The organism is Sphingopyxis sp. (genome assembly GCF_035998905.1).
Classification (GTDB): domain Bacteria; phylum Pseudomonadota; class Alphaproteobacteria; order Sphingomonadales; family Sphingomonadaceae; genus Sphingopyxis.
In genome coordinates this window covers 13916-36243 of sequence record NZ_DASYHG010000005.1, presented here as the reverse complement: position 1 = coordinate 36243, position 22328 = coordinate 13916, and the positions used below count along the sequence as shown (strand labels likewise).

16 protein-coding genes are annotated in these 22328 nt (G+C 59.5%); 15 read left to right on the top strand and 1 reads right to left on the bottom strand.

Annotation, left to right across the window (positions count from 1 at the left end; translation table 11 throughout):
- Positions 1–55: 55 nt before the first annotated feature.
- The 13 genes from VGN62_RS00665 (at position 56) to VGN62_RS00605 (ending at position 17161) form a co-directional block, all read left to right on the top strand.
- The gene (locus tag VGN62_RS00665; RefSeq protein ID WP_327450148.1) at positions 56–2269 is read left to right on the top strand and encodes a GumC family protein; all 2214 of its coding nucleotides are present in this window, start codon (positions 56–58) and stop codon (positions 2267–2269) included.
- 134 nt (positions 2270–2403) lie between these two features.
- On the top strand, positions 2404–3531 hold the full coding sequence (locus VGN62_RS00660; protein WP_327450146.1) for a hypothetical protein: 1128 nt from the start codon (positions 2404–2406) through the stop codon (positions 3529–3531).
- A gap of 331 nt (positions 3532–3862) precedes the next feature.
- A complete protein-coding gene (locus VGN62_RS00655) occupies positions 3863–5332 on the top strand; it encodes a lipopolysaccharide biosynthesis protein (protein ID WP_327450144.1) in 1470 nt (489 codons plus the stop codon).
- 61 nt (positions 5333–5393) lie between these two features.
- Positions 5394–6677: a putative sugar O-methyltransferase gene (locus VGN62_RS00650; protein ID WP_327450142.1), complete on the top strand. Its 1284-nt coding sequence runs from the start codon at positions 5394–5396 to the stop codon at positions 6675–6677.
- Between the two features lie 542 nt (positions 6678–7219).
- Entirely contained in the window at positions 7220–8377 is a 1158-nt protein-coding gene (locus VGN62_RS00645) for a hypothetical protein (RefSeq protein WP_327450140.1), read from the top strand.
- A gap of 1 nt (position 8378) precedes the next feature.
- Positions 8379–9563: a glycosyltransferase family 2 protein gene (locus tag VGN62_RS00640; RefSeq protein WP_327450138.1), complete on the top strand. Its 1185-nt coding sequence runs from the start codon at positions 8379–8381 to the stop codon at positions 9561–9563.
- Positions 9564–9582: 19 nt separating this feature from the next.
- Complete coding sequence (locus tag VGN62_RS00635; RefSeq protein WP_327450136.1) at positions 9583–10422, top strand: 2OG-Fe(II) oxygenase; 840 nt, start codon at positions 9583–9585, stop codon at positions 10420–10422.
- Positions 10422–11483 (top strand): glycosyltransferase, encoded by a 1062-nt coding sequence (locus tag VGN62_RS00630; RefSeq protein WP_327450134.1) that lies wholly within the window; start codon positions 10422–10424, stop codon positions 11481–11483. Before VGN62_RS00635 ends, VGN62_RS00630 begins: the two co-directional genes overlap by 1 nt.
- A gap of 57 nt (positions 11484–11540) precedes the next feature.
- Positions 11541–12404: an SDR family oxidoreductase gene (locus VGN62_RS00625; protein WP_327450132.1), complete on the top strand. Its 864-nt coding sequence runs from the start codon at positions 11541–11543 to the stop codon at positions 12402–12404.
- Positions 12405–12422: 18 nt separating this feature from the next.
- Complete coding sequence (locus VGN62_RS00620; RefSeq protein WP_327450130.1) at positions 12423–13451, top strand: polysaccharide biosynthesis protein; 1029 nt, start codon at positions 12423–12425, stop codon at positions 13449–13451.
- Positions 13448–14611 (top strand): non-hydrolyzing UDP-N-acetylglucosamine 2-epimerase, encoded by a 1164-nt coding sequence (wecB, locus tag VGN62_RS00615; protein WP_327450128.1) that lies wholly within the window; start codon positions 13448–13450, stop codon positions 14609–14611. Before VGN62_RS00620 ends, wecB begins: the two co-directional genes overlap by 4 nt.
- Before the next feature lie 16 nt (positions 14612–14627).
- The gene (locus tag VGN62_RS00610) at positions 14628–15857 is read left to right on the top strand and encodes a sugar transferase (protein WP_327450126.1); all 1230 of its coding nucleotides are present in this window, start codon (positions 14628–14630) and stop codon (positions 15855–15857) included.
- Positions 15858–15919: 62 nt separating this feature from the next.
- Complete coding sequence (locus VGN62_RS00605) at positions 15920–17161, top strand: glycosyltransferase family 4 protein (RefSeq protein ID WP_158308034.1); 1242 nt, start codon at positions 15920–15922, stop codon at positions 17159–17161.
- Positions 17162–17550: 389 nt separating this feature from the next.
- On the opposite strand, the gene VGN62_RS00600 is transcribed toward VGN62_RS00605, so the two are convergent.
- A complete protein-coding gene (locus tag VGN62_RS00600; RefSeq protein WP_006636047.1) occupies positions 17551–19092 on the bottom strand; it encodes a glycosyl hydrolase family 28-related protein in 1542 nt (513 codons plus the stop codon).
- 371 nt (positions 19093–19463) lie between these two features.
- On the opposite strand from VGN62_RS00600, the gene VGN62_RS00595 reads away from it, so the two are divergent.
- Positions 19464–20927, top strand: a complete 1464-nt coding sequence (locus VGN62_RS00595) for a protein adenylyltransferase SelO (protein ID WP_327450119.1) — start codon at positions 19464–19466, stop codon at positions 20925–20927.
- A gap of 95 nt (positions 20928–21022) precedes the next feature.
- Positions 21023–22192 carry a nucleotide sugar dehydrogenase gene (locus VGN62_RS00590; RefSeq protein WP_327450166.1) on the top strand — a complete coding sequence of 390 codons (1170 nt, stop codon included), beginning with the start codon at positions 21023–21025 and terminating at the stop codon, positions 22190–22192.
- The last annotated feature ends 136 nt before the right edge of the window (positions 22193–22328 follow it).

Below are 22328 nucleotides of genomic sequence, written 5' to 3'. Positions count from 1 at the left end.
GCGGCGCGCGTTCGCCGTACAGGCGTTTAGATGAGTTGGTTTTCGTATGACTTCTATGCCGACCGATGCTGGTGCGATGATGGAGTTCGACGCCTTCGACGATGAAGGTCCGTCGTCGATCCGTCGCGCCACCGTGCCGATGATCCTCGAATACTGGAATATCGCGCGCCGGCACCTGTGGCTGATTGCTGGGATCGTCGTCGCTATGCTTGTGGCGGGGCTGGTGGTAACGTTGCTGATGACGCCGCAATACACAGCAGAGTCTAGGATCGAGATCGCGCGCCAGCAGGCAAACGTCACGAATGTCGAGGGAATCCAGCGCGAGGAAAGCTCGACTGACCTTGAATTTTATTCGACCCAATATTCGCTGCTCAGCGCGCGATCGCTTGCTGAACGCGTTGGTCGGCGTCTGCGGCTGGCGCGGAGCGCCGAATTTTTCGCGGCGCACGGGGTGGACCCCGAGGGTGAGGCCCTTTTCGGCGCCAACGGCGGCACGCTTTCGGCGGCCAATCTTCGCGAGCGCGAACGACAGGTTGCCGACCTTCTCCTCGCCCATATCGACATCGAACCGATCCGCGGATCGGCACTCGTCGATGTCAAATACACAAGCGGTTCGGCGGTGCTCTCGACGCAGATTGCGAATGCCTGGGTCCAGGAGTTTATCCAGCAAAGCATGGACCGACGTTTCGCATCGACGTCGGATGCGCGCGTCTATCTTGAAACTCGTCTTCAGGGATTGCGCGAGCGGCTCGAGCAATCCGAACGCGAACTGGTGAACTATGCTGCGCGCGAAGGCATCGTACGGCTTTCCGAAGCGCGTGCCGAAGATGGCCGTACGCGCACCACGCAGACGCTGGCGTCGACCGATCTCGAGGCGCTGAACCGCGCGCTGGCCGAAGCCACTGCGGCGCGCGTCGAGGCCGAAGGCGAGTTGCGTGCGGCGATGAGCCAGCGCGCGAGCAACCAGTCGGTCCAGAACGTCGCGATCAACCAGATGCGACAGCGTCGGGCCGAAGCCGCGGCAAAATATGCGGAACTGCTGGTGCGTTTCGAACCGGAGTATCCGGCTGCACGGGAAGCACAGCAGTCGATCCGCGTGCTCGACAGCGCGATCGCCGCAGAAGAGCGCCGCGTAAAGGAATCTTTCCAGACGGCAGCCGAAGCGGCGCGGCAGCGCGAGGACTCGTTGCGTGAGCGCGTCGACCGGTTGCTCGGCCGCTTCGATGCGGAAAACCGCGCGAACATCCAGTATAACATCTATCAGCGCGAAGTGGATACGAACCGGCAGCTCTATGACTCGCTGCTCCAGCGCTACAAGGAAATCGGTGTCGCCGGCGTCGGTACGAATAATATCGCGATCGTCGACGATGCTATCGCGCCGAATCGGCCCTCGTCGCCGAAGCTGATCCTGAACCTCGCGCTTGCGCTGCTGATCGGTCTTGCGCTTGCGGCGGTCGCGGTCTTCATCCTCGAGAATCTGGATGAGGGTCTGAAGGAACCGGGGCAGATTCCGGACAAGCTCGGAGTGCCGCTGCTAGGTGCCATCCCGCTGGTTCCGGAGGAGCAGGGAGCCGAACAGATATCCGATCCCAAGTCGGTGCTTTCGGAAGCGTATATGACGGTGCGCACGAACCTTGCGTTTTCGACCGATCACGGGCTGCCGCGGACGCTGGCACTCACGAGTACGTCGCCGTCGGAAGGCAAATCGACGTCGAGCTTCGCGCTGGCGCAGGTGGTCGGCCGGACCGGCAAATCGGTCGTCGTCGTCGACGTCGACATGCGGCGTCCGATGATGGCAACCATGCTGGGCCTCAGCAACGCCAAGGGTGTTGCGAACTATCTGTCGGGCGAAGGCGACTGGCAGGGGCTGATCCAGAAGACCGACAAACAAAATGTCTCGTTTGTTGCTGCTGGCCCGACGCCGCCGAGCGCTTCTGAATTGCTCAGCAGCGATCGCCTGCCGCAGTTGCTCGGCTCGCTGATGGAGACGTTCGACCATGTGATCGTCGACTGTCCGCCGATGCTCGGCCTTTCGGATGCGCCGCTGATCGCGCGTTCGGTCGAAGGCATCGTCTATGTCATCGAGGCCGAGCGTACGGCGGTACGTGCCGCGCAGGCCGCAATCACCCGGCTCAAGGAATCGCGCGGACACGTCTTTGGTGCGATCCTCACGAAATACCGCGCGAGCCAGTCGGGCTACGGCTACGGCTACGGCTACGGCTACGGCTATGGCCGCGATCAGGATGAGGCCGAAGGGAGCAAGCAATAGTGACATCGCGCCGATCGAAGCGATCACTTACGGTGGGCGAGCTGCAAGGGCCCAGCCTTGCGCTCGTCCTGACCATATTCCTAGGGCTGCTCGGCGCGACGCTCGCTTTTTCGCACGCTGCGGCGCAGACCGGTGTGGCGCTCAATGCGTTCCGGCCGCTTGGCGGCAGTTTTTTTGCTTGGCGAAGCGGCCAGGTCAAACTGGCCGCCGACGCAGGGCGCGGCGGTACTCAGATGAAGAAGTTGCCGCTCGTCTCGTCCGGACAGCAGATCCTTCTCAACGCGCCGCTTACGCCCCGCGGCCTGTGGTTCATCGGTCTGGGCCGCGAAGCGCATGGCGACCATAAGGGCGCGCGTGATGCCTTCACGATGGCGGAGCACCTCAGCCGCCGCGAAGGCAGTGTCCAGCTCTGGCTGGCTGCTGACGATCTGAAGAAGATGCGCGGCGAAAGCGGGCTTCGCCATTTCGATATTGTTCTGCGGACGACCCCGGAAGCGGCGCAGGAAATCCTGCCGCGCTTGTCGATGGCGGCCATGTCCCCCGACGGACGCGCGGCGCTGAAGCCTTATATGCGGCCCGAAAACCCGTGGATGTCGCGTTTCCTGATCACGGCTGCCGAACGTCTGCCCCGGGCGGCTCCGCTGGGCTTGCTGCTCAGCGAGCCGGGTCTTCGTCTGCCCGATGATCCGACATCGCGCGAAGCCTATTCGGTGCTGGTACGCCGCCTAGCCGCCGAAAACTCGTACGATGTCTTTGGCCGTGTCTATCCCGTCCTGCCCCGCGCGGACGCCAAGAGCCTGCAGGGTCTTGGTCTTGAGTTTCTTTCGAGCCCGGGTCGCGGCTATGCGCCCGCGGTTTGGGATTTCGGCGCGTCTTCCGATCGTGGCGGCGCGCCCATCGCGGTTGGAAACGATCAGGTCGGGCTGGAATTCTTTGCCGCGCCTGGAACCGTCGGCGCAGCCGGAAGCAAACTCATCCAGCCGGGAGCCCGCCGGACGATCGAATGGACGATCGAGGACAGAGTCGTGAACAGCGACGCGACCGCTCGCTGGATCGCAACATGCGTCGGCGGGAACGGAGAGGGTGCCAAGACCTCATCCGGTGACATGATCGCGAAACTGCCGACAGGCAAACGCTTGCGGTTCAACCTGCCAGCGGGATGTCAGATGGTCCGGCTCGACCTGCGCTTCGCCGGGGGAACGGGCCGACAGCCCGCGAGTCTCATCGTCGGGAACTTGAGACTATTGGCGACCTCGCGTTAGCCAGCGAGCGCTTCAAAGAGGGGTGGCAACAAGGCCCCGACTGACGCCGCACATTGGCTAAGAAACCGAGATGAAAGGTTGGGCAGTCGTCGCGCACTCAATGCAGTGGCTGGAAGTCAGGAAAAACGAGGCGGGCGGGAAAATTGGTTGCTTGATTCGCGGATTGCCGATAGGTGCCGCCACACTGTCGATTAGAAAATCGGGATGACGGTTATTCGGCATGCTTGGGTAGAACGGTGATGTATCCTTCCAACACCGTGACCCGATGACCAGCCAAAGATCGCGCATGTTTTGAGATAGGTTGGTGCCTGATTTCAATCGGAACCGTTCGGTGAAGCGTAATATCGCTGCGAACTATGTCGGTCGCGCGGCGTCGCTGGCTGCAAATTTCGTGTTTGTTCCAATCTATGTTTCGATCGTCGGGGTCGAGGCATACGGCGTTATAGCGTTTTACACCCTCCTCCTCACTTTTACAGCCTTGGCAGATGTGGGTCTGTCAGCGACGTTCTCCCGTCAAGCGGCACAGATGGCAGATAGCAAAAGCCTTGGGCAGCTGCTGATTGCCGCTGAAAAGGTTTTGCTATTTTCCGTTGGAGCTTGCTGCCTTCTGATATTTTTAGGGGCGGGATGGATATCGCAAAACTGGTTAAAGAGCGCTTCAGTGCTAGGTGACGAAATAGTTGTCCCGTCGCTTAGAATAATGGCGGTTACGTTTCTACCCCAGATAATGTTGACGCTATACTCTTCGGGATTGCTCGGCCTGCAGCGTCAAGTGGAAGCTAATATCATTCAACTGGCGCTTGTAGTCGTGCGCGGCGGACTAGTAATATTGCCCTTGCTCTGGAGCCATAGCTTAATACTATTTTTTATATGGCAAATGTGCGTAACTATCATTTTTGCAGGTGTGGCGCGGAGAATGTTGATTCAGTCAATGGGGTTGAATTCTCTTGTCGGCGTTCGATTTGAATGGGAGATATTACGTCCCCATTGGCGTTACGCAGCAGGGATGGCTACAATAACTGTTATTTCAATTATTAATACCCAGTTTGATAAGGTATTAATTAGTCGACTGTTCACACTTGCCGAATATGCTTATTATAGCATTGCAAGCGCACTTGCGCAGCTTCCAATAGCGGCTGCTACGCCAATCGCGGTCGCTTTTTTCCCTCGACTAGTAGCAAGTATGGTTGCCAATAAGCAGGCAGTCAAAGATGACAGCTTGAGTCAGTTTAGTCGATTAATTGCTTTTGTCGCCGCATTGGGGGGAGGGGGCTTGGCCTTCTTTTCGCCAGAGGTGCTATCCATGTGGCTACAGGATCCACTGATACCGAAAATAGTTTCTCAAATTACAACAACGCTTGCTGTTGGGAGTATAATCATCTGCTTGAACATGCCATCTTACTACGCATGCCTGGCTCGCGGGCAGACTAAAGTGATTGCGGTCGTCGGCGCTGCAACTTTGATAATAAGTGTCCCCGGATCTTTTTTTGCACTGCAGTCTCTGGGTCTGTGGGGCGGTGCCTTGATGTGGGTTTTAGTCAACGCGGTGCATTTTGTGGTATTGGGTGTAATTGTTCTTCGCAGTGAAAATTCCGAACGATTGGGAGGGCATTTGCGCGAGATGCCTGTTCCGGTGGCTATCGCATTGGTTCCGATGTTTGCCGGTCGGCTTCTCGCCGACTGGTTCTCAGCCTCCTCCCTATTGGCATGCGTGTTCGCGGTCATAGCGGCAGTGATTTCCATCGTCGCATTTTTCAGCGCGGCCGGTTTAATCTCTCGGCTTCGGCGTCGAAAAACTTGACTTTTCACCGACGGGCTAGCTACCGGGCCAATCTCCAAGCGTTTTCGAATAAGGATATTCGGTGCTTTTTCGGTCTCTCTCGCGGTTTCTTTCACGCAATCCAAAATGGCTGTTCGCAATTCAGGAGAAATGGCTCGGGGTAGGTCATGACGTTCTCGATTTACGCGGTGCTTCCTGGGTCATTCGGCGCCCTGAGTGGCTGAGGAAGAAATCGGGATCAGTCAAACTGCTTGAGCCAGAGCTCGGTGAAAAATCGGGCGACATTGAAGTCGCAGAACGATGCATAAATGCGTACCGTACCATGCTCGATCCTTCAAGTCATGGCGCCAGGCCGGAAGGCTCCATTTGGGGAACATTGCTCGGCGAAGATTACAAACAATTGCGCACTCTGATCGAGCGCGGAGACACGCGGTCTCTTGCCCGCCATCAAGCAAAGATTTTTCGCACGAGCGCCGTGAATGGCTTCGCCTACGGAAACACCTTCGATCCTTGGCCACATCGTTGGCACTATCTGCCGGTTCAAATTGAACTGTCAGTTGTCCAGTTGGCTGAGGCGATTGGCGTGCTGCGGGCGGAATGCCATGAGCAAGGCCACGTCGCGTTTTGGCGCTCTATTTTGTCCGAAGAAGAGTTGATCGAGAGGATCGAAAATTATTTCGGATTTCGGGTAGAGCACCCGCGTTTTGGCGATCCGCGTGGGATCATGTTCGGTGGTCGTTTCTTGACTCGTGAAACGTGCTCTCACCTCTACACAGCGGATCGAGTTCGCCGCGCGATACGGCGGGAGAAAATATCTGAGCCTCTGCGATTCGTTGAAATTGGCGGCGGATATGGCGGCATGTGCTATTGGCTATGCAAGGTTCTTGGCGACCAGTTAGAAAACTATGTGATCGTCGACCTTCCCGAAGTCGGATTGGTTCAGGCGTTTTTTCTCGCCTCGGTGTTTCCCGATAAGTTGATATTGCGGGGAGAAGCCGGACAATCCTCAATGCCGTCGATTAAGCTAGTGGCGCATTTCGAGCTTGACGAGATAGGCTTTCGACCAAATGTTCTTATGAATCAGGATTCGATGCCAGAGATGCCAGAAGCTGAGGTAGTGCGTTACCTAGGATGGGCAACTGAAAATCTGGACGGCGTTTTTATCAGTTTCAATCAGGAAACGCTGTCGCCTAACAACCTAGCCGGCGAATATGACGAGGTGGACAGGCAGGACACGGCCGGACACGGGGCCTACCAAATTTGGGTGCCCGAAGTTGTTCGTCGATTCCCTCGTTTCCAACTGGCATCGAGGGATACATCGTGGGATCGGCGCGGATATGTTGAGGAAATCTACGTGACATTGTAGCTTGATGCGAACTGCCCATCGTTAGAGCACTTGGCATAACTCGCGGCGTCCACTTGGCGGAGTGGAGCTCTTATCTGTGGGTAATCTTAGGTGTTCGGTTAGGCATCTGGTGGTTCGATTGGCAACGAATCGTGCTGGCTCTCGCGTCCAGATTTGACGATGTGTTTTTCGAGCGTGACAGCTGATCGTTTTGATTAAGTGAGCGACGTTGTAGGCCGCGACAAAATCGTCGGAGTGGAACTCTAATTTGACGTGTCTGTCGTAGTGGAAGCGTTTGACGGATGCCCTTTAGCCCCTTTGCCTGGTTGCCCACTCTTCTGATCTTGTCATATGGCGTTCGCCCCGCAGAGGAGGTGTTGACCGGAGCCGCGGGAACGAGATAGCAGCTCGTTGCTGGAGTTTGTGTGGCTCGGCCGGTCGCTCGGCGGATGATTTTCGTAAAGTAGGCAGTAACGTCTGTGACAGTAATCGCCGGGCCTTCAAAAATTGCTACACCCCAACATGCACGCAAAGTTCGCTACGTGCGGGTCGGCGCGTGGTGCGTGCCGCTCATCATGCTGTCGGCGCTTTTCCAGAATTACTACGATCTGCAATCGGTGATGTCCGGAGAGTCGCTCAAGCTGTACCAGGCGCAAGGGCCGCTGATCGTTCGCGCGCTCAAGGATATCAGTTATACGTTGATCGGTATCGCGATCGTCATCCATGCGTACAGGAATCGCGCCAACGCCTTTGGAGTGGCCTTTTTCGCCATCCTGACGATCTGCCTGTCGCTCGCGATCGTTTCGAGCGGCGAGCACGGGGCCCTAACGGCGGCGCTGGGGCTGCGCTGGGCGGCGCCGCTGCTCCTCTTCATCATGATGAAGGAGTGGGTCCGCGGGTTCGACGGTGCCAAGGCCATCCCATGGGTTTATGGCGGGCTTGTCGTCTGTCTGACGCTACAGATATACCAGCTTTTCTATATGCCGCCGGTCTATGGCACGATCTTCGGTCTCTCGGCCCGGACGCCGGGGATTTTTCTGGCGCCGAACAGCGCCAGCTTTTTCGGGTGCGCCTGCGCCGCGTTCATCCATGTTTATTCGCGCAACAGTTTTCGTCATTCGATCATCGCCAGCCTGTTCGCGATCGCGATCAGCGCGCTCGCACAATCGGGCACCGGCGTCTTCGTCTGTTTCGCGCTGTTGCTGCAAGCCTTTTTCGCGCGGACTCAGGCATTGCTGATCCTCGCCATGGCCGTTTCCGTGCCGGCGATCTTCGCCAATCTCGATACATTCCTGTCGCGCGACGGTCTGGTCGAGCTTTCGGGCGGCGGGCGCGTCGATCGCTTCTGGGAAATCGTCGAGGAATCGGCGGCATCGGTGAACAATTTCGGTTACTACACAAACGCCGCGAACCTTGCGGACGACGCATCCCAGTTCCGTCGCGCGGTGGACTCGCTGGTGGCGTCGTTGATCGGGAACTTCGGGCTCCTGCTCGTCGTCGTACTCGTCATATTGTTCCTTTTCATCGTCCGGAACTTCAGGGGCACGACGGTGCGGCTAGTCTTCTCGCCTTTGGCGGTGTTTGCGATCTTCTCCTTTACCACCATCATTTTCGAAGCCTATCCGATGAACCTGCTGCTGGCGCTCGCGTTCTGGGGCGCGCGAAACATGTCGAATCCGTCGAACGTGTCGAATGTAGCGCTGAAGCGAAAGCCCGTCTGACATGCCGCTCCTGTCGGTCGTCGTCCCAACCCACAATCGTGCCGATTATGCAATCTCGTGCATCGAAGCCGTTTTGCGTTTCGATGTCGCGGATATCGAGCTGGTGATGACGGACAGCAGCAGCGACCGGCGTCTGTTCGATTGGTTGCACGGCGATTTCGCCCACTTTCTGGCCGATCCGCGCCTGAAATATGTGAAGATCGACGAGCCGTCGAATTTGACCAAGAATCACAACGACGCCGTGGCGCTGGCCAGCGGCGAATATGTTTGCGTGATCGGGGACGACGACTGCATCACCGCGGCGGCGATCGACGCCGCGCGCTGGGCGTCGGCGGCAGGCGTCCCCGCGGTATCGCAGACGGTGACCGCGACCTATGCTTGGCCCGATTTCCGATCTAGGCTGGCACGGACAGGCCATGCGGCACGCCTCTATGTGCCGAGGCGCGTCGGACCCGCCGTCTGGCGCAATGCCGCGCCGGACCTGACCGCCGCCTTGGACCGCGCGTTTCAGGCAACTGACGGCCTGCCGCGTTGCTATCATGGCATCGTGCGGCGCGACCTGCTCGAACAGGTTCGTGAACGCACCGGAGCCTATTTTCACGGGTCGAGCCCCGATATGTCGGGTGCGGTGGCCATGGCGTGTCTGGTCGAACGCTATTGCGAAGTCGAGACGCCGCTGACCATTCCCGGGGTGTCGGGCGGCAGCAATTCGGGCCGCAGCGCGATGAATACGCACAAGGGTGACCTGTCGTCCGAAACGCAGACAAGCGGTTTCGAGGAACGCGGCTGGGTGAAGGGCGTCCCGCGCTTCTTTGCGGTGGAAACGGTGTGGGCGCATGCCGGGCTGGCGACGCTGGAACGGCTGAAGCCCGATCTGGTACCCGGCTTCAATTTTGCGCGGCTTCTGGCGCTTTGCCGCGTTCGCCATCCCGATTTCGCCGCCGTTGTCGATGCCGCGACGGCGGAGGTCGGGCAGGTTACGTCCGATCTTGCCGTCGCGCGCGAGGTGCGCTTGGAAAAATGGTCGAGAATCAAGTATCTCGCCCGGCGAATGACCAATCCGACGGCCGCGAACGGCCGGCGTTTCTTTCCGAACCTGATGACGGTTGCGGACGCATCGCGGATGTATGAAGACTATGCTGGTAGGCAAAATATAGCCTTTGTCCCGCCGGCGGATCCTTTTTGAACAGGTGTTGATCAAGACGATGACCAAGAATGCGCTCCCATCGAAGAAAGAGTTTGTCGAGCTGATCAGCCAATCGCTTCTTGCGCGCGCGGCCGATCTCAAGGCCCGGTTCGAAGCGTCGGCAAGCGCGGTCGGCGTGCGCCACGTCGCGATCGACGACCTGTTGCCTCACGATGTCGCGACGGCGATTGCCGCGGCGTTTCCCGACGGCAGGCAAATGCGATTGATGGACAGTTTTCGAGAAAAGAAGTTCACCTCGAAGGCCTATGATCGTTTCGAGCCCGTTCTCGGCGATGTGACCTTTGCGTTTCAGGACCCGCGCGTGGTCGAGATCGTCGAGGGCATCACCGGTATCGCTGAGCAGGTGCCGGACTCATTGCTCTACGCCGGCGGATTGAGCGCCATGGCGCTGGGGCATTTCCTCAGCCCGCATATCGATAATTCGCACGATTCGAGCCGGCAATATTATCGCACGCTCAATCTGCTCTACTATGTCACGCCCGATTGGGACGAGCCAAATGGCGGCAACCTCCAGCTATGGGACCGGAAGGTGTCGAAAAACGTCACCATCCATTCGCGGTTCAACCGGCTTGTGCTGATGGAGACGACGCCGACATCGTGGCACTCGGTAAATGAGGTGCAGGTTGACGGCCTTCGCAAATGCGTGTCGAACTATTATTTTTCGCGTCGCTCGCCCACCGGGCAGGAGTATTTCAACATCACGGCATTCAGCGCGCCGCCCAGCCAGCCGGCGCTACGCCTTTGGAGCCGCGTAGACGCCAATCTTCGGCAGTTGTTGCGGAAGGTCAAACCGGCCGGGCTAGGGAAGGTGGACGTTTACGACGGTCCCCCGCGCTGATGCAGTCATTGATCGTTTTTGCCCCGAATGTGGGGGGTGGGGGCGGCCTTGTTTTGCTCCGCGAGCTTCTGCGGGCCGAATGGCTCGGCATGAAACTGACCGCAATTCTCGATCGGCGAGGACAGTCCGGCATCAGCGACGTGGTGCAAGACTGGGACGTTCATTGGGTCGATTCCAGCATCGGCGGGCGATGGCGCGCGGAAACGCTTCTGGCGCAGCTCGCCGGGCCTGACGAAGCTGTCCTATGCTTTCACAACCTGCCGCCGGTGGTTGCGCGTGGCGGCCGGATATTCTGCTTTGTCCAGAACGCCAATCTGGTGGGCCTGATCCCGACGTCGCATCTGAGCGGGTGGCTTCGTCTGCGTTATGCCGTCGAGCGCTTTATCGCCCGCCGATTCAGGCGGCGGGTCGAGCGCTATATGGTGCAGACCCCTACCATGGCCGCGGCGCTCTCCGACTGGTACGGGGCCGGAGTCCCACCAATCGACATCCTGCCGTTTGTCGTGGGCGAGCATCTGAAACCCGCCGCACAATCGTCTGCCATGGGCGAGCGACGGTGGGATTTCATTTACGTCAGCGACGGATCGTTTCACAAGAACCACCGTCGCCTCTTCGAGGCGTGGCAGATGCTTGCGGTGCAAAATGTCTTTCCGACGCTGGCGGTTACGCTGCATCCCGAGCGGGATGCACTGCTTCGCGCCGAGCTCAAAGGGCTTGTCGATCGTTTCGGGCTGCGGATCGAGGACCTTGGCCAGATCCCGCATGGCGAAGTGCTGGAAAATTACCGGCGTTCGGGAGCGCTGATCTTTCCCAGCTATGCCGAATCCTTCGGCATTCCGCTCGTCGAGGCGATGTCGGCGGGATTGCCGATCGTGGCGTCCGAAACCGACTATGTGCGCGACCTCTGCGATCCGGCGACGACCTTCGACCCCTTTTCGCCGCGTTCGATCGCGCGGGCGGTGCGTCGTTTTCTTCGCCTTCCGTCCGAACATGTCACGCTGATCAGCGCCGACGCGTTCGGTGCGGCCCTGCGCGAACGGGTCGAAGCGGGCAAATCCTAGCTGGTATTTTCAACGTCGATGGTGCACGGGGCGGCGCGGCAAGAGCAGAACAGGCACATGAAGAATCACAAGATATTGGTCCTCGGCGCCAGCGGAATGCTGGGCAACGCCGTGCTGCGTTATTTCGCGACGCGCACTGCGCATGACGTGGTCGGAATCGTCCGGTCGGGTCGCTCGATGGCGGCGCTGCCGCCCGAGGTGCGCGACAGGGTTGCCGAAGGCGGCGACGTGGACGATTTCGATGCGCTCGTCCGCATGTTCGACCGTCATCGCCCGACGGTGGTCGTCAACTGCGTGGGACTGGTCAAGCAACTGGGTGATTCCAAGGATCCGCTGGCCGCGATCCCGATCAACTCGGTGCTGCCCCATCGTCTCGCGCGGCTGTGCGCGCTCGCCCACGCCCGGCTGATCCATCTGAGCACCGACTGCGTCTTTTCCGGCGACAAGGGGCTCTATGTCGAGGGCGACCTGCCCGACGCGACCGACGTCTATGGTCGCACCAAGTTGCTCGGCGAGGTCGATTATCCGCACGCGCTGACGCTCCGCACGTCGATCATCGGGCATGAGCTTGCCGGCCATCACAGCCTGGTCTGCTGGTTCCTTGCGCAGGGAGGCGCGGTGCGCGGTTTCTCGAAGGCGGTCTTCTCGGGCTTTCCAACGGTCGAGATCGCGCGGATCATCGACGAATATGTGCTGCAGCGGCCCGACCTGTCGGGTCTCTATCACCTGTCGGCCGACCCGATCGACAAATTCAGCCTGCTGAAGCTTGTCGCGGAGGTTTATGGCAAATCGATCCGTATCGACGAGGATCCCGGGCTGGTGATCGACCGCTCGCTCGATTCCACCCGTTTCCGATCAGAGACCGGCTTCCGACCCGACGACTGGCCCACGCTGGTCCGCCGGATGCATGAATTCCGCTAAAGGCGCGAAGGAAATACGATGTTCAAGGACAAGACCCTGTTGATTACCGGCGGCACCGGATCGTTCGGCAACGCAGTACTCCGCCGCTTTCTCGATTCGGATATCGCGGAGATTCGCGTATTCAGTCGCGACGAGAAAAAGCAGGACGATATGCGCAAAGCCTATGCGCACGAAAAGCTGAAATTCTACATTGGGGATGTGCGCGACCGCCAGTCGGTCGCCGATGCGATGCACCATGTGAATTATGTTTTTCACGCCGCGGCGCTGAAGCAGGTGCCGTCGTGCGAATTCCATCCGATGGAAGCCGTAAAGACCAACGTGTTCGGCACCGAGAATGTTCTTGAGGCCGCGATCGGCGCGGGTGTGGAGCGCGTCGTGTGCCTTAGCACCGACAAGGCTGTTTATCCCATTAACGCAATGGGCATCTCCAAGGCGATGATGGAGAAGGTCGCGACCGCGAAGGCGCGCAACACGCGGCAGACGACGATCTGTACGACGCGCTACGGAAATGTGATGGCATCGCGCGGTTCGGTTATCCCGCTTTTCGTTGACCAACTCCAGTCGGGCCGTGCGTTGACGGTTACAGACCCCAACATGACGCGCTTCATGATGACGCTCGACGATGCCGTCGATCTTGTCCTCTATGCGTTCAGCAACGGCAGCGCAGGCGACATCTTCGTACAGAAGGCACCGGCGGCGACGATCGCGACGCTGATCGACGCTCTCAAGGGATTGTTGAAGGCGCCGGATGCAGCCGTTCAGGTGATCGGCACGCGCCACGGCGAAAAGCTTTACGAAGCGTTGCTCAGCCGCGAGGAAATGGCCTCAGCCGAAGACCTGGGCGACTATTACCGTGTGCCGCCGGACATGCGCGACCTGAACTACGAAGCCTATTTCGATCAGGGCGACGTCCACATCACCGAAGCGGCCGAATATCATTCGCACAACACGCACCGTCTCGATGCCGAGGGAATGCAGAAGCTGTTGCTCAAGCTGCCCTTCATCCGCTCGATCATCGCGGGCGAGCCGGCGGTGCTCGACGCATGACCGACACGGCTTCTGCGCGGATGAAGGTCGTGACCTTCGTCGGTACGCGGCCCGAGATCATCCGCCTGTCGCGGGTGATCGCCGCGCTCGACGGGCATTGCGATCATGTCCTGGTCCATACTGGCCAGAATTATGATTATGAACTCAACGAAATATTCTTTGCGGACCTGTCGATCCGCAAGCCCGACCATTTCCTCGATGCGGCGGGTCAGTCGAGTGCGGAAACCATCGGCAATGTGATCGCTCGCGCCGATGGCCTGCTTCGCGAGGTGATGCCCGAGGCGGTGCTGATCCTCGGCGATACGAACAGCAGCCTTGCGGCCATTCCGGCGAAACGACTGAAGATTCCCGTGTTCCACATGGAGGCCGGCAATCGCTGCTTCGACCAGCGCGTGCCTGAGGAGATCAATCGCAAGATTGTGGACCATATATCGGACATCAACCTGACCTATAGCGCGATCGCGCGAGAAAATTTGCTGCGCGAAGGCTTGCCGGCCGACATGGTGATTAAGACCGGAAGTCCGATGATGGAGGTGCTCGATCACTATCGCGCCGGGATCGACGCCAGCCGGATCCTGACCGACCTCAAGCTTCGGCCGCACGAATATTTCGTGGTCAGCACGCACCGCGAAGAGAATGTTGATCGCAAGGAGAATCTGTTTAAGATCGCCGACATTCTCGGCGATCTCGCGGATCGTTACGCCTTGCCGATCATCCTGTCGACGCACCCGCGCACCCAGAAGCGGATCGACGAATGGGGCATCACCTTTCATCCCGCCGTGCGTTCGGTAAAACCCTTTGGCTTCAGCGACTATATTGCGCTTCAGCGCTCGGCTTTCGCGGTGCTGTCCGACAGTGGAACGATCACCGAAGAGTCGGCGATCCTCAATTTTCCGGCGCTGAACCTGCGCGAAACGCACGAGCGGCATGAAGGGATGGAAGAGGCGTCGGTGATGATGGTCGGTCTGAACGTCGCGCGTGTGCGTCAGGCCCTCGATATCCTTGCGACGCAGGCGCGTGGCGCCGAACGGACGCTGCGCCTGCCGGCGGACTATGATGGGCCCAATGTGTCGCAGAAGGTGCTGCGTATCATTCTGAGCTACGTGGACTATGTGAAGAACGTAACGTGGCGCGAGAATGTCGCGCCGGCCGGCCGCTGAACCGGGATTGCCGCCCATGCTTGTCCTGACCGGAGCCGGCGGTTTCGTCGGAACGCAACTGGTGCCCCGCCTTGCGGAGCGGAGCGGACGCTCGCTGCTCCTCGTTTCGCGCGATCCGGCCGCGCTTCAGGCGCGGTTTCCGGATATCCGAAGCTGCGACCATGACGCGCTGCGCAACGTCGATCTGACCGGCGCGACCTTCGTTCACCTCGCGACCCGCAACAATGATCGCCCCGGAACACCCGAAGAGTTCCGCGCAGCGAACGTCGACCATCTTCTGCGGACGGCGGCGATCGCGCGCGACGGCGGGGCCGCGCAGTTCATCAATCTCTGCTCGGTGCACGCGCTCCAGCCTGCCGCAGATGACCTTTACGGGACGAGCAAGCGCGAGGGGGCCGAACAGCTCGCCGCGTTCTGGCCGGGCGGTGCGACGAACCTGTATCTGCCCGCCGTTTACGGGGGGCGTTTTCAGGGGCGCCTTGGTGTCCTGAACCGGGTTCCAGGCTTCGCGCGATCGGGCGTTCTGGCGTTGCTTCGCCAGCTAAAGCCCATGATTTCGATCGACCGACTCGCCGCCGAACTGATCGCGCTGGTCGAACGCGGCCCCACCTCCGCCGACGACCGGTGGCAAAGCGCGCGCTTCGCCGCCGATCCTGTCCCGGCAATGGGCCTCTATTCGACGACCAAGCGCGCGATCGATCTGATCGCCGCGGTTGCGGTTGTCATTCTTCTCGGATGGGCGATGGTGCTGGTCGCGCTGTATGTACGGTTCGACAGCAAGGGGCCGGCGATCTTCGCGCAGCAACGCGTCGGGAAACAGGGCAAGGTGTTTACCTGCTACAAGTTCCGCACGATGGCGGTCGGGACAGTGCAGGCGGGGACGCACGATGTGAGTGCGGCGGTGATCACGGGAGCCGGCGGCTTTCTTCGGCGAACCAAGCTCGACGAGTTGCCGCAGGTGTGGAACGTCCTCCGCAACGAAATGAGCCTCGTCGGTCCGCGTCCGTGCCTGCCGATGCAGACCGCGCTGGTCGGCGCGCGCGGCGCGCGCGGAGTGCTCGAACTGAAACCTGGCATCACCGGCCTGGCGCAGATCAACGATGTCGACATGAGCGACCCCGCGCGGCTTGCGGCGTGGGACGACCGCTACGGGGCGTTCCGGACGCTGATGCTCGATTGCGTGATCCTGATCCGGACCGTATTGGGTGGCGGCGTCGGCGACCGCGTGGCCGACCCGGCATCGTGACCGGCTAAGACATGCCCGGACGGGAAGAAAACGCTGGGAGTATCCCGGACAAGGAGCCGCCGTTGGATATCCTCTATCTGTCCCAGTATTTTTATCCGGAACAGTTCCTCAACAACCATGTGTCGCAGGCGCTTGTCCGGCGCGGGCATCGGGTCAACGTGGTTTGCTGTGTCCCCAACTACCCCGCGGGCCGTTTTTTCGAGGGCTATTCGAACCGCGAACGCCGGCAGGAAACATGGAACGGGGTTGAGATACACCGCGTGTTTACTGTGCCGCGCGGCAAGTCGCCGATCCAACTGCTGGCCAATTATCTGGTCTATCCGCTTACCGCGAGCTGGCGAATTCTCCGGCTCGGGAAAATGCGGCGCGGCCATATCAGCTTCGTGTCGATGCCGTCGCCGTTAACCCAAGCGCTCGCGGGGATATTCGCCAAGAAAATCTGGAAGATTCCGACGGTTTTCTGGGTGCAGGACATCTGGCCGGACAGTGCGACGATCACGCTGGGGATACACAATCGCCTGATAATCAGGGTCCTCGATGCCTTTTGTTCGTGGATTTACCGTCAGGGCGATCTGGTCATGGTCCAGAGCGACGGCTTCCACGACCGAATCGCAAATTTTGGCGTCGATCCGGCACGTATCGTGACGTTGCCGAACGCTGCGCCCGAATTGTTCCGTCCGCTCGAACCATCCGAAGTCCCGGCCGACATCCGCGCGATGGTTCCCGCAGGGCGGCGCATATTGATGTTCGCGGGGAACATCGGCGAAAGTCAGGATTTCAACACGATCATTGCCGCGGCCAAACAGCTGCCTGACACCACAGACCTGCTGATCGTCGTCGTCGGAAGCGGTCGCGATGAGGAGCGCGTTCGCGGCCGGGTCGCCGAGGAAGGTCTTGATCACCGCTTCCTATTCCTTGGACGCCACCCCGAGGCGACGATGCCCGCCTTTTTCGCGTGTGCGGACATGATGCTTGTCAGCCTACGCGACGAACCGATCTTTGCGCTGACCGTACCAAGCAAGGTGCAGGCTTATATGGCATGCGGCAAGCCGATGCTGGCCAGTCTGGCAGGTGAGGGGGCGGCGATAATAGCGGACACGACGACAGGCATTGTAGTGCCGCCGGGAAACCCCAACGCGCTGGGCGCGGGAATGGACCGCCTGTCATCAATGCCCGACGCCGACCTGCGGCGCATGGGGGAAAAAGCGAGGGAAATCTACTTGCAGCGTTTCTCGTTGTCCGCCGTGGTGGAAAAGCTCGTGAATCATCTAAGCATAACGCTGCACGGAGATGGTGGCGACTGATCGCATTCCGTCCCACTCCACCGAGTGCTGACGCCACAAAAAACCGGCACACTGCTTAAACGCCTAACCGAACTCGGCGGCTAAGCAGCGTCGCTGTCCTTTCGGTCGGGCATGGCCTTCCTGCGGTCACTCGGGTGAGCACATTTGGGTAACACATTGTAACTGGTGCAGCTCGTATTAGATCTTCACTTCTCCCGTGTGAACCGGTCCCCGGAACTATTGGAGAAATGCATGAGATAATGGCGCGAACCTGGCAGCTAATAGTCGGTTCGTAAGGCACGTCGGGCGGCTAGATATTGTCTGGCTTCTTGCAGTTCGACGTCGCTGTCCGTTTGCCGAGACTGTTGAAGTTTGGCTAGGCTATTGTTTGCGAAGTCGCGTCGGCCGAATCAATCCTCTGCGAGGAAGTCGATGCCGTCGAGGGGGATCGCACTATTCGATCCTGAAATATGCCTTACCTCGCCGTTTGCCGTAATGGCGACGACAACTTCGCTATCCGCTTCGGGATCATATATTTTCCGCCAAACTGTGCCGCCCGGCCGGCTTCCTACGGGAAGTGTGAAGATGACGCTGGCGCGGTCGCCGCTCTTTACTCCTCCGATGAGATAAACATGGCCGTATCGGTCCTTCCAGTGGCCCACGTTGCGAATGCCCGCTATCCCGGCATTTGTCCACCGTCCGGTGAGATCCGGGACGGTCACCGTTGGACGGGGATATGCATCCGCAATCTCGCCCATCGCGCCGTTGTGGCATTTTTCGCGAATGCTATTTTGAGAATTTTGTTGGTAAGATCCGGTCAGGGACACTTGGTTCCAGCTATTGTAGTAGCCTATTTCCGATACGTCGTTAAAACTTCCGCTTATAAACTGATTCCGAATCCCATTTATGATGTTGTTATTTGAACCAGTGTTAGAAGGTGCTCCGCCCGTGCAGTTTATTAATACATTGTTGTTTCCATCGATAAGCCAGTGCTGAGATTTTCCATTTTGCTCACAAAAAAAGTTATGGAAATTGTTGTTTGTGGAGTCTCCGCCGATCCAAACTCCACCGGCGCCGTTGCCCTCCGATGTCCCCCAAAATTCGCAGTGCTGGGCGCATTTTAGGTCAAGGCCGAATCCCAACGCGCCCTCGAGGATGCATTCAAACTTGCAGGCGGTCGTTGCTTCTGGTTTCGAGCGGCGATCGACGACAAGCCAGTTCGTCGGCTGCCGATCGGGAAAGGGCCCTTCGTTGGCGCTGCCGTTTATCCTGAAATGTGAAAGTACGGAAAACTCGACGCGCATACCTGTAACGCTGTCGCGGAGACGTGCGTCGAATTTCATGCGATGGCAGCCACGGACATAGACCAAGTCGGTTGTTGAGCGGTTTCCAATCAGCGTTGGTGGGCAATCCCATCCGAAATGAATTTCATTTTTGCCATCGACATTAGGGGTGGGGCCGGCGTCGAAGGAAATGGCCCTTCCTGTTCCGATATGTTTTAGCTTCACTTGGCCGCGAAAAAAAACGCGAAGATGTGAAAACCCGAATTCCAGCGTGCCACTGTGAAGATACTCACCTTCCGGGAAAAGTAGTGCGCGCTGCGTAGCGAGCGCGGCGGTTCGAGCCAACACGATTGCCTGATAATCGTCTGCCGTGCCGTCGCCTTTGGCGCCCCAATCCTTCACTGACACAGAGTCGTCCGAAATCTTGGCGTAAATGGTTCGCAAAACTGCCCTCTCGAAGGGAGCGCGCCATCCTAGCATATCGCCGCCTAAGCCCGAGCGGAGTCGATCGATGTTGAATTTGGCGCTGTCTCCGTCCTCAATTGGAGTTCGGTCCGCTAGCACAGGTTTTTCCGCGGCGCCGAGTTTCGTTGAAGAATCCCAGGCCATCCAAGAACCGGTTGCGGCCAAGATAGCTCGCCGTCCCATTCTTCTGTCATGATATTTCATAGAGGCTCTCTTATGGTGCCTGAGCAATCTAGGCTAGGAGTTGTCTGACCGAAACTCAGCCGTGAACAATCATGATCGCACGCGCCCTTGTGATTGGCTACCTGGCAAACTCCCCACGAGGGGGTGACCTTTTTCTTTTTATCTTACAACGGCGCGTGGGGATCATCGAATGCGCTTTCTTCGGCGTGTTAGGCGCATTCACCCGTTACCGGAGCCGCTGCAAAGGAATTTGGCGGCTGGATCGCGGGCTAGGCATTGATGGCTGAGCCTGATCGAAGATCATTTAAAGGACACGCCAAGATGGCGGTCGACGCCATCTTCTTGTGCGCCGAGCGCTTGATTTAATAGCGTCAACGTTTGACATAGACGTCATGGATTTCGCTTTCGACAATAGTTTCCACGACGTGATGGAGGGGTTCTACGCGCCCGCCGAGGCCGCGAAGCCGTCGGCGCCAAAGCTTCTGATTTTCAATCATATGTTGGCGAAGGAGCTCGGACTCGAGGTGACCGACACCACCGACGAGCAACTGGCGCGCCTTTTTTCGGGTGAAGAGATGCCCGAAGGCGCCGATCCGCTCGTATTCGCCTATGCCGGGCATCAGTTCGGGCATTTCTCGCCGCAGCTTGGTGACGGCCGCGCCCTGTTGCTAGGCGAAATCGTCGCGCCCGACGGGGTGCGCTTCGATATCCAGCTCAAGGGTTCGGGGCCGACCGCCTTTTCGCGCAACGGCGATGGCAAGGCGGCGCTCGGCCCGGTCTTGCGCGAATTCCTGATTTCGGAGGCGATGGCGGCGATGGGTGTGCCGACCACCCGCGCGCTCGCTGCGGTCGCGACCGGCGATCGCGTCCAGCGCGAACGCGCGCACCCCGGTGCAGTGCTGACACGCGTCGCGAGCAGCCATATCCGCGTCGGCACCTTCCAGTTCTTTGCCGCCCATTTCGGTGCCGACCATGTGACGCAGCTATCCGATTACAGCATCCGCCGGCATTTTCCCGACCTCGCCGTGGCCGCCAATCCGCACCTGGCTTTGCTCGACCGCGTGATCGGCTTGCAATGCGAACTGGTTTCGCACTGGCTGGGCGCGGGGTTCATCCACGGGGTGATGAACACCGACAATGTCGCGATCAGCGGCGAAACGATCGATTATGGGCCGTGCGCCTTCATGGACCGCTTTTCGGTCAATGCGGTGTTCAGTTCGATAGACGCGAACGGGCGCTACGCTTTTGGCCGGCAGCCGCAGATCATGCACTGGAACATGGCGCGCTTCGCCGAAGCGCTGTTGCCCGCGATCCACCGCGTTTCGCCCGACGATGTCGATGCTGCGAAGGCCGTCGTCGACGCAATTCCCGGCCGGTTCCGGGCGATCTGGCATGCGCGGGTGCGCATGAAATTGGGCCTCGTGAACGGCGCGGGCGACGATAGCGAGTTGATCGACACGCTCTTCGACGAGCTCGAAAAACATGACGTCGACTATATCTCCTTCTTCCGATCGCTCGCGATGCTGCTGCGTGGCGACGGGACGATGCTCGAAGGCTTGTTGCCGGCGCCCGACGCGATGGCGCCCTGGATCGCCGAATGGTGGGGACGGATCGCGCAGGCCGCCGCGGGACCGATCGAACTTGCCGCGGCGATGGACCGCGTGAACCCGCTCTACATCCCGCGCAATCACCAGGTCGAAGCCGCGCTCGCGGCAGCCGAAGAGGGCGATCTTGCGCCATGGCTCCGCCTTCTCGATGTCGTCAGGAATCCATTCGATGAACGCCGCGAGTGGGCCGAATATGCGCTGCCGGCACCCGCGGATTCGGCTCCCTATACAACCTTTTGCGGGACCTGACCGGCTGCCGCGCGGATGGAGTTGAGCGATCGCGGCGCGCCTGTTAGGAGCGGCGCTTGCCTGACTGAGGAACAGATATCGTGCCGCACCCCCCGGTGAAGATTACAATTGTCGGTACCGGCTATGTCGGGATTTCGAACGCCGTCCTGCTCGCCCAGCATAACCGCGTCGTCGCACTCGATATCGACAGCCGCAAGGTCGATCAGATCAACGCGGGCATTTCGCCGATCGCCGATCCGGAGATCGAGGCGTATCTGGCGGAGCGCGAACTCGATCTCGTCGCGACGATCGACAGGCAAAGCGCCTATGAGGGCGCCGATTTCGTCGTCGTTGCGACGCCGACCGACTATGATCCCGACACCAACTATTTCAACACCGGGTCGGTGGAATCGGTGATTGCCGATGCGCTGAAACTGGCGCCGGGGGCGCTGATCATCGTCAAGTCGACCGTCCCGGTGGGTTTCACCGAGCGCATGCGTGATCTGCACGGCAGTGACGCGATCGTCTTTTCGCCCGAATTCCTTCGCGAAGGACGCGCGCTGTACGACAATCTGCACCCCTCGCGAATCGTCATCGGCAACACCGATCCGCGCGCGGCGGCGTTTGCGCAGCTTCTGCTCGACGCATCGCTGAAGCCCGAGACCGCCATCCTGCACACAGGCAACACCGAGGCCGAGGCGATCAAGCTGTTCGCCAACACCTACCTCGCGATGCGCGTCGCCTTCTTCAACGAACTCGACACCTATGCCGCGCTGCACGGAGTCGATTCGCGTCAGGTCATCGAAGGCGTGTGCCTCGACCCGCGGATCGGGCAATTCTATAATAATCCCTCCTTCGGTTACGGCGGCTATTGCCTGCCGAAGGACACGAAGCAGATGCTGGCCAATTATCGGGAAGTGCCGCAGAACCTGATCCAGGCGATCGTGTCGTCGAATACGACGCGCAAAGATTTCATCGCGTCCGAAATCATCAAGCGCGCGCCGCGCGTGGTCGGCATCCATCGCCTCGCGATGAAGGCAGGCTCCGACAATTTTCGCGCCAGCAGCATCCTCGGCGTGATGAAGCGCGTGAAGGCGAAGGGGATCGAAGTGATCGTCTATGAGCCGCTGGTCGAGGAGGACCGGCTGTTCAATTCGCGCGTGATCCGCGACCTCGATGCGTTCAAGGCCGAGGCCGATGTCATCATCGCGAACCGAGTGACGGGCGATCTCGCCGACGTCGCCGACAAGGTTTACAGCCGCGATCTCTTCGGCGCCGATTCCTGATTATCTCCCCCGACGCAGTTCGGCGCATTGCCGGGAACTGTCCCATTGTCGGAGAGTTAGCCTATCAAACGGGGAGAAACGGGTTGCACAGCCATATCTCGCAAGCCACAAGCGTGCATCGGTGGCCAGCAGATGC

Coding starts and splice junctions, on each gene's coding strand:
- VGN62_RS00665 (WP_327450148.1), top strand. CDS start 56: ATGCCGACCGATGCTGGTGCGATGATGGAGTTCGACGCCTTCGACGAT.
- VGN62_RS00640 (WP_327450138.1), top strand. CDS start 8,379: ATGCCGCTCCTGTCGGTCGTCGTCCCAACCCACAATCGTGCCGATTAT.
- VGN62_RS00635 (WP_327450136.1), top strand. CDS start 9,583: ATGACCAAGAATGCGCTCCCATCGAAGAAAGAGTTTGTCGAGCTGATC.
- VGN62_RS00630 (WP_327450134.1), top strand. CDS start 10,422: ATGCAGTCATTGATCGTTTTTGCCCCGAATGTGGGGGGTGGGGGCGGC.
- VGN62_RS00625 (WP_327450132.1), top strand. CDS start 11,541: ATGAAGAATCACAAGATATTGGTCCTCGGCGCCAGCGGAATGCTGGGC.
- VGN62_RS00620 (WP_327450130.1), top strand. CDS start 12,423: ATGTTCAAGGACAAGACCCTGTTGATTACCGGCGGCACCGGATCGTTC.
- wecB (WP_327450128.1), top strand. CDS start 13,448: ATGACCGACACGGCTTCTGCGCGGATGAAGGTCGTGACCTTCGTCGGT.
- VGN62_RS00610 (WP_327450126.1), top strand. CDS start 14,628: ATGCTTGTCCTGACCGGAGCCGGCGGTTTCGTCGGAACGCAACTGGTG.
- VGN62_RS00600 (WP_006636047.1), bottom strand. CDS start 19,092: ATGAAATATCATGACAGAAGAATGGGACGGCGAGCTATCTTGGCCGCA.
- VGN62_RS00595 (WP_327450119.1), top strand. CDS start 19,464: ATGGATTTCGCTTTCGACAATAGTTTCCACGACGTGATGGAGGGGTTC.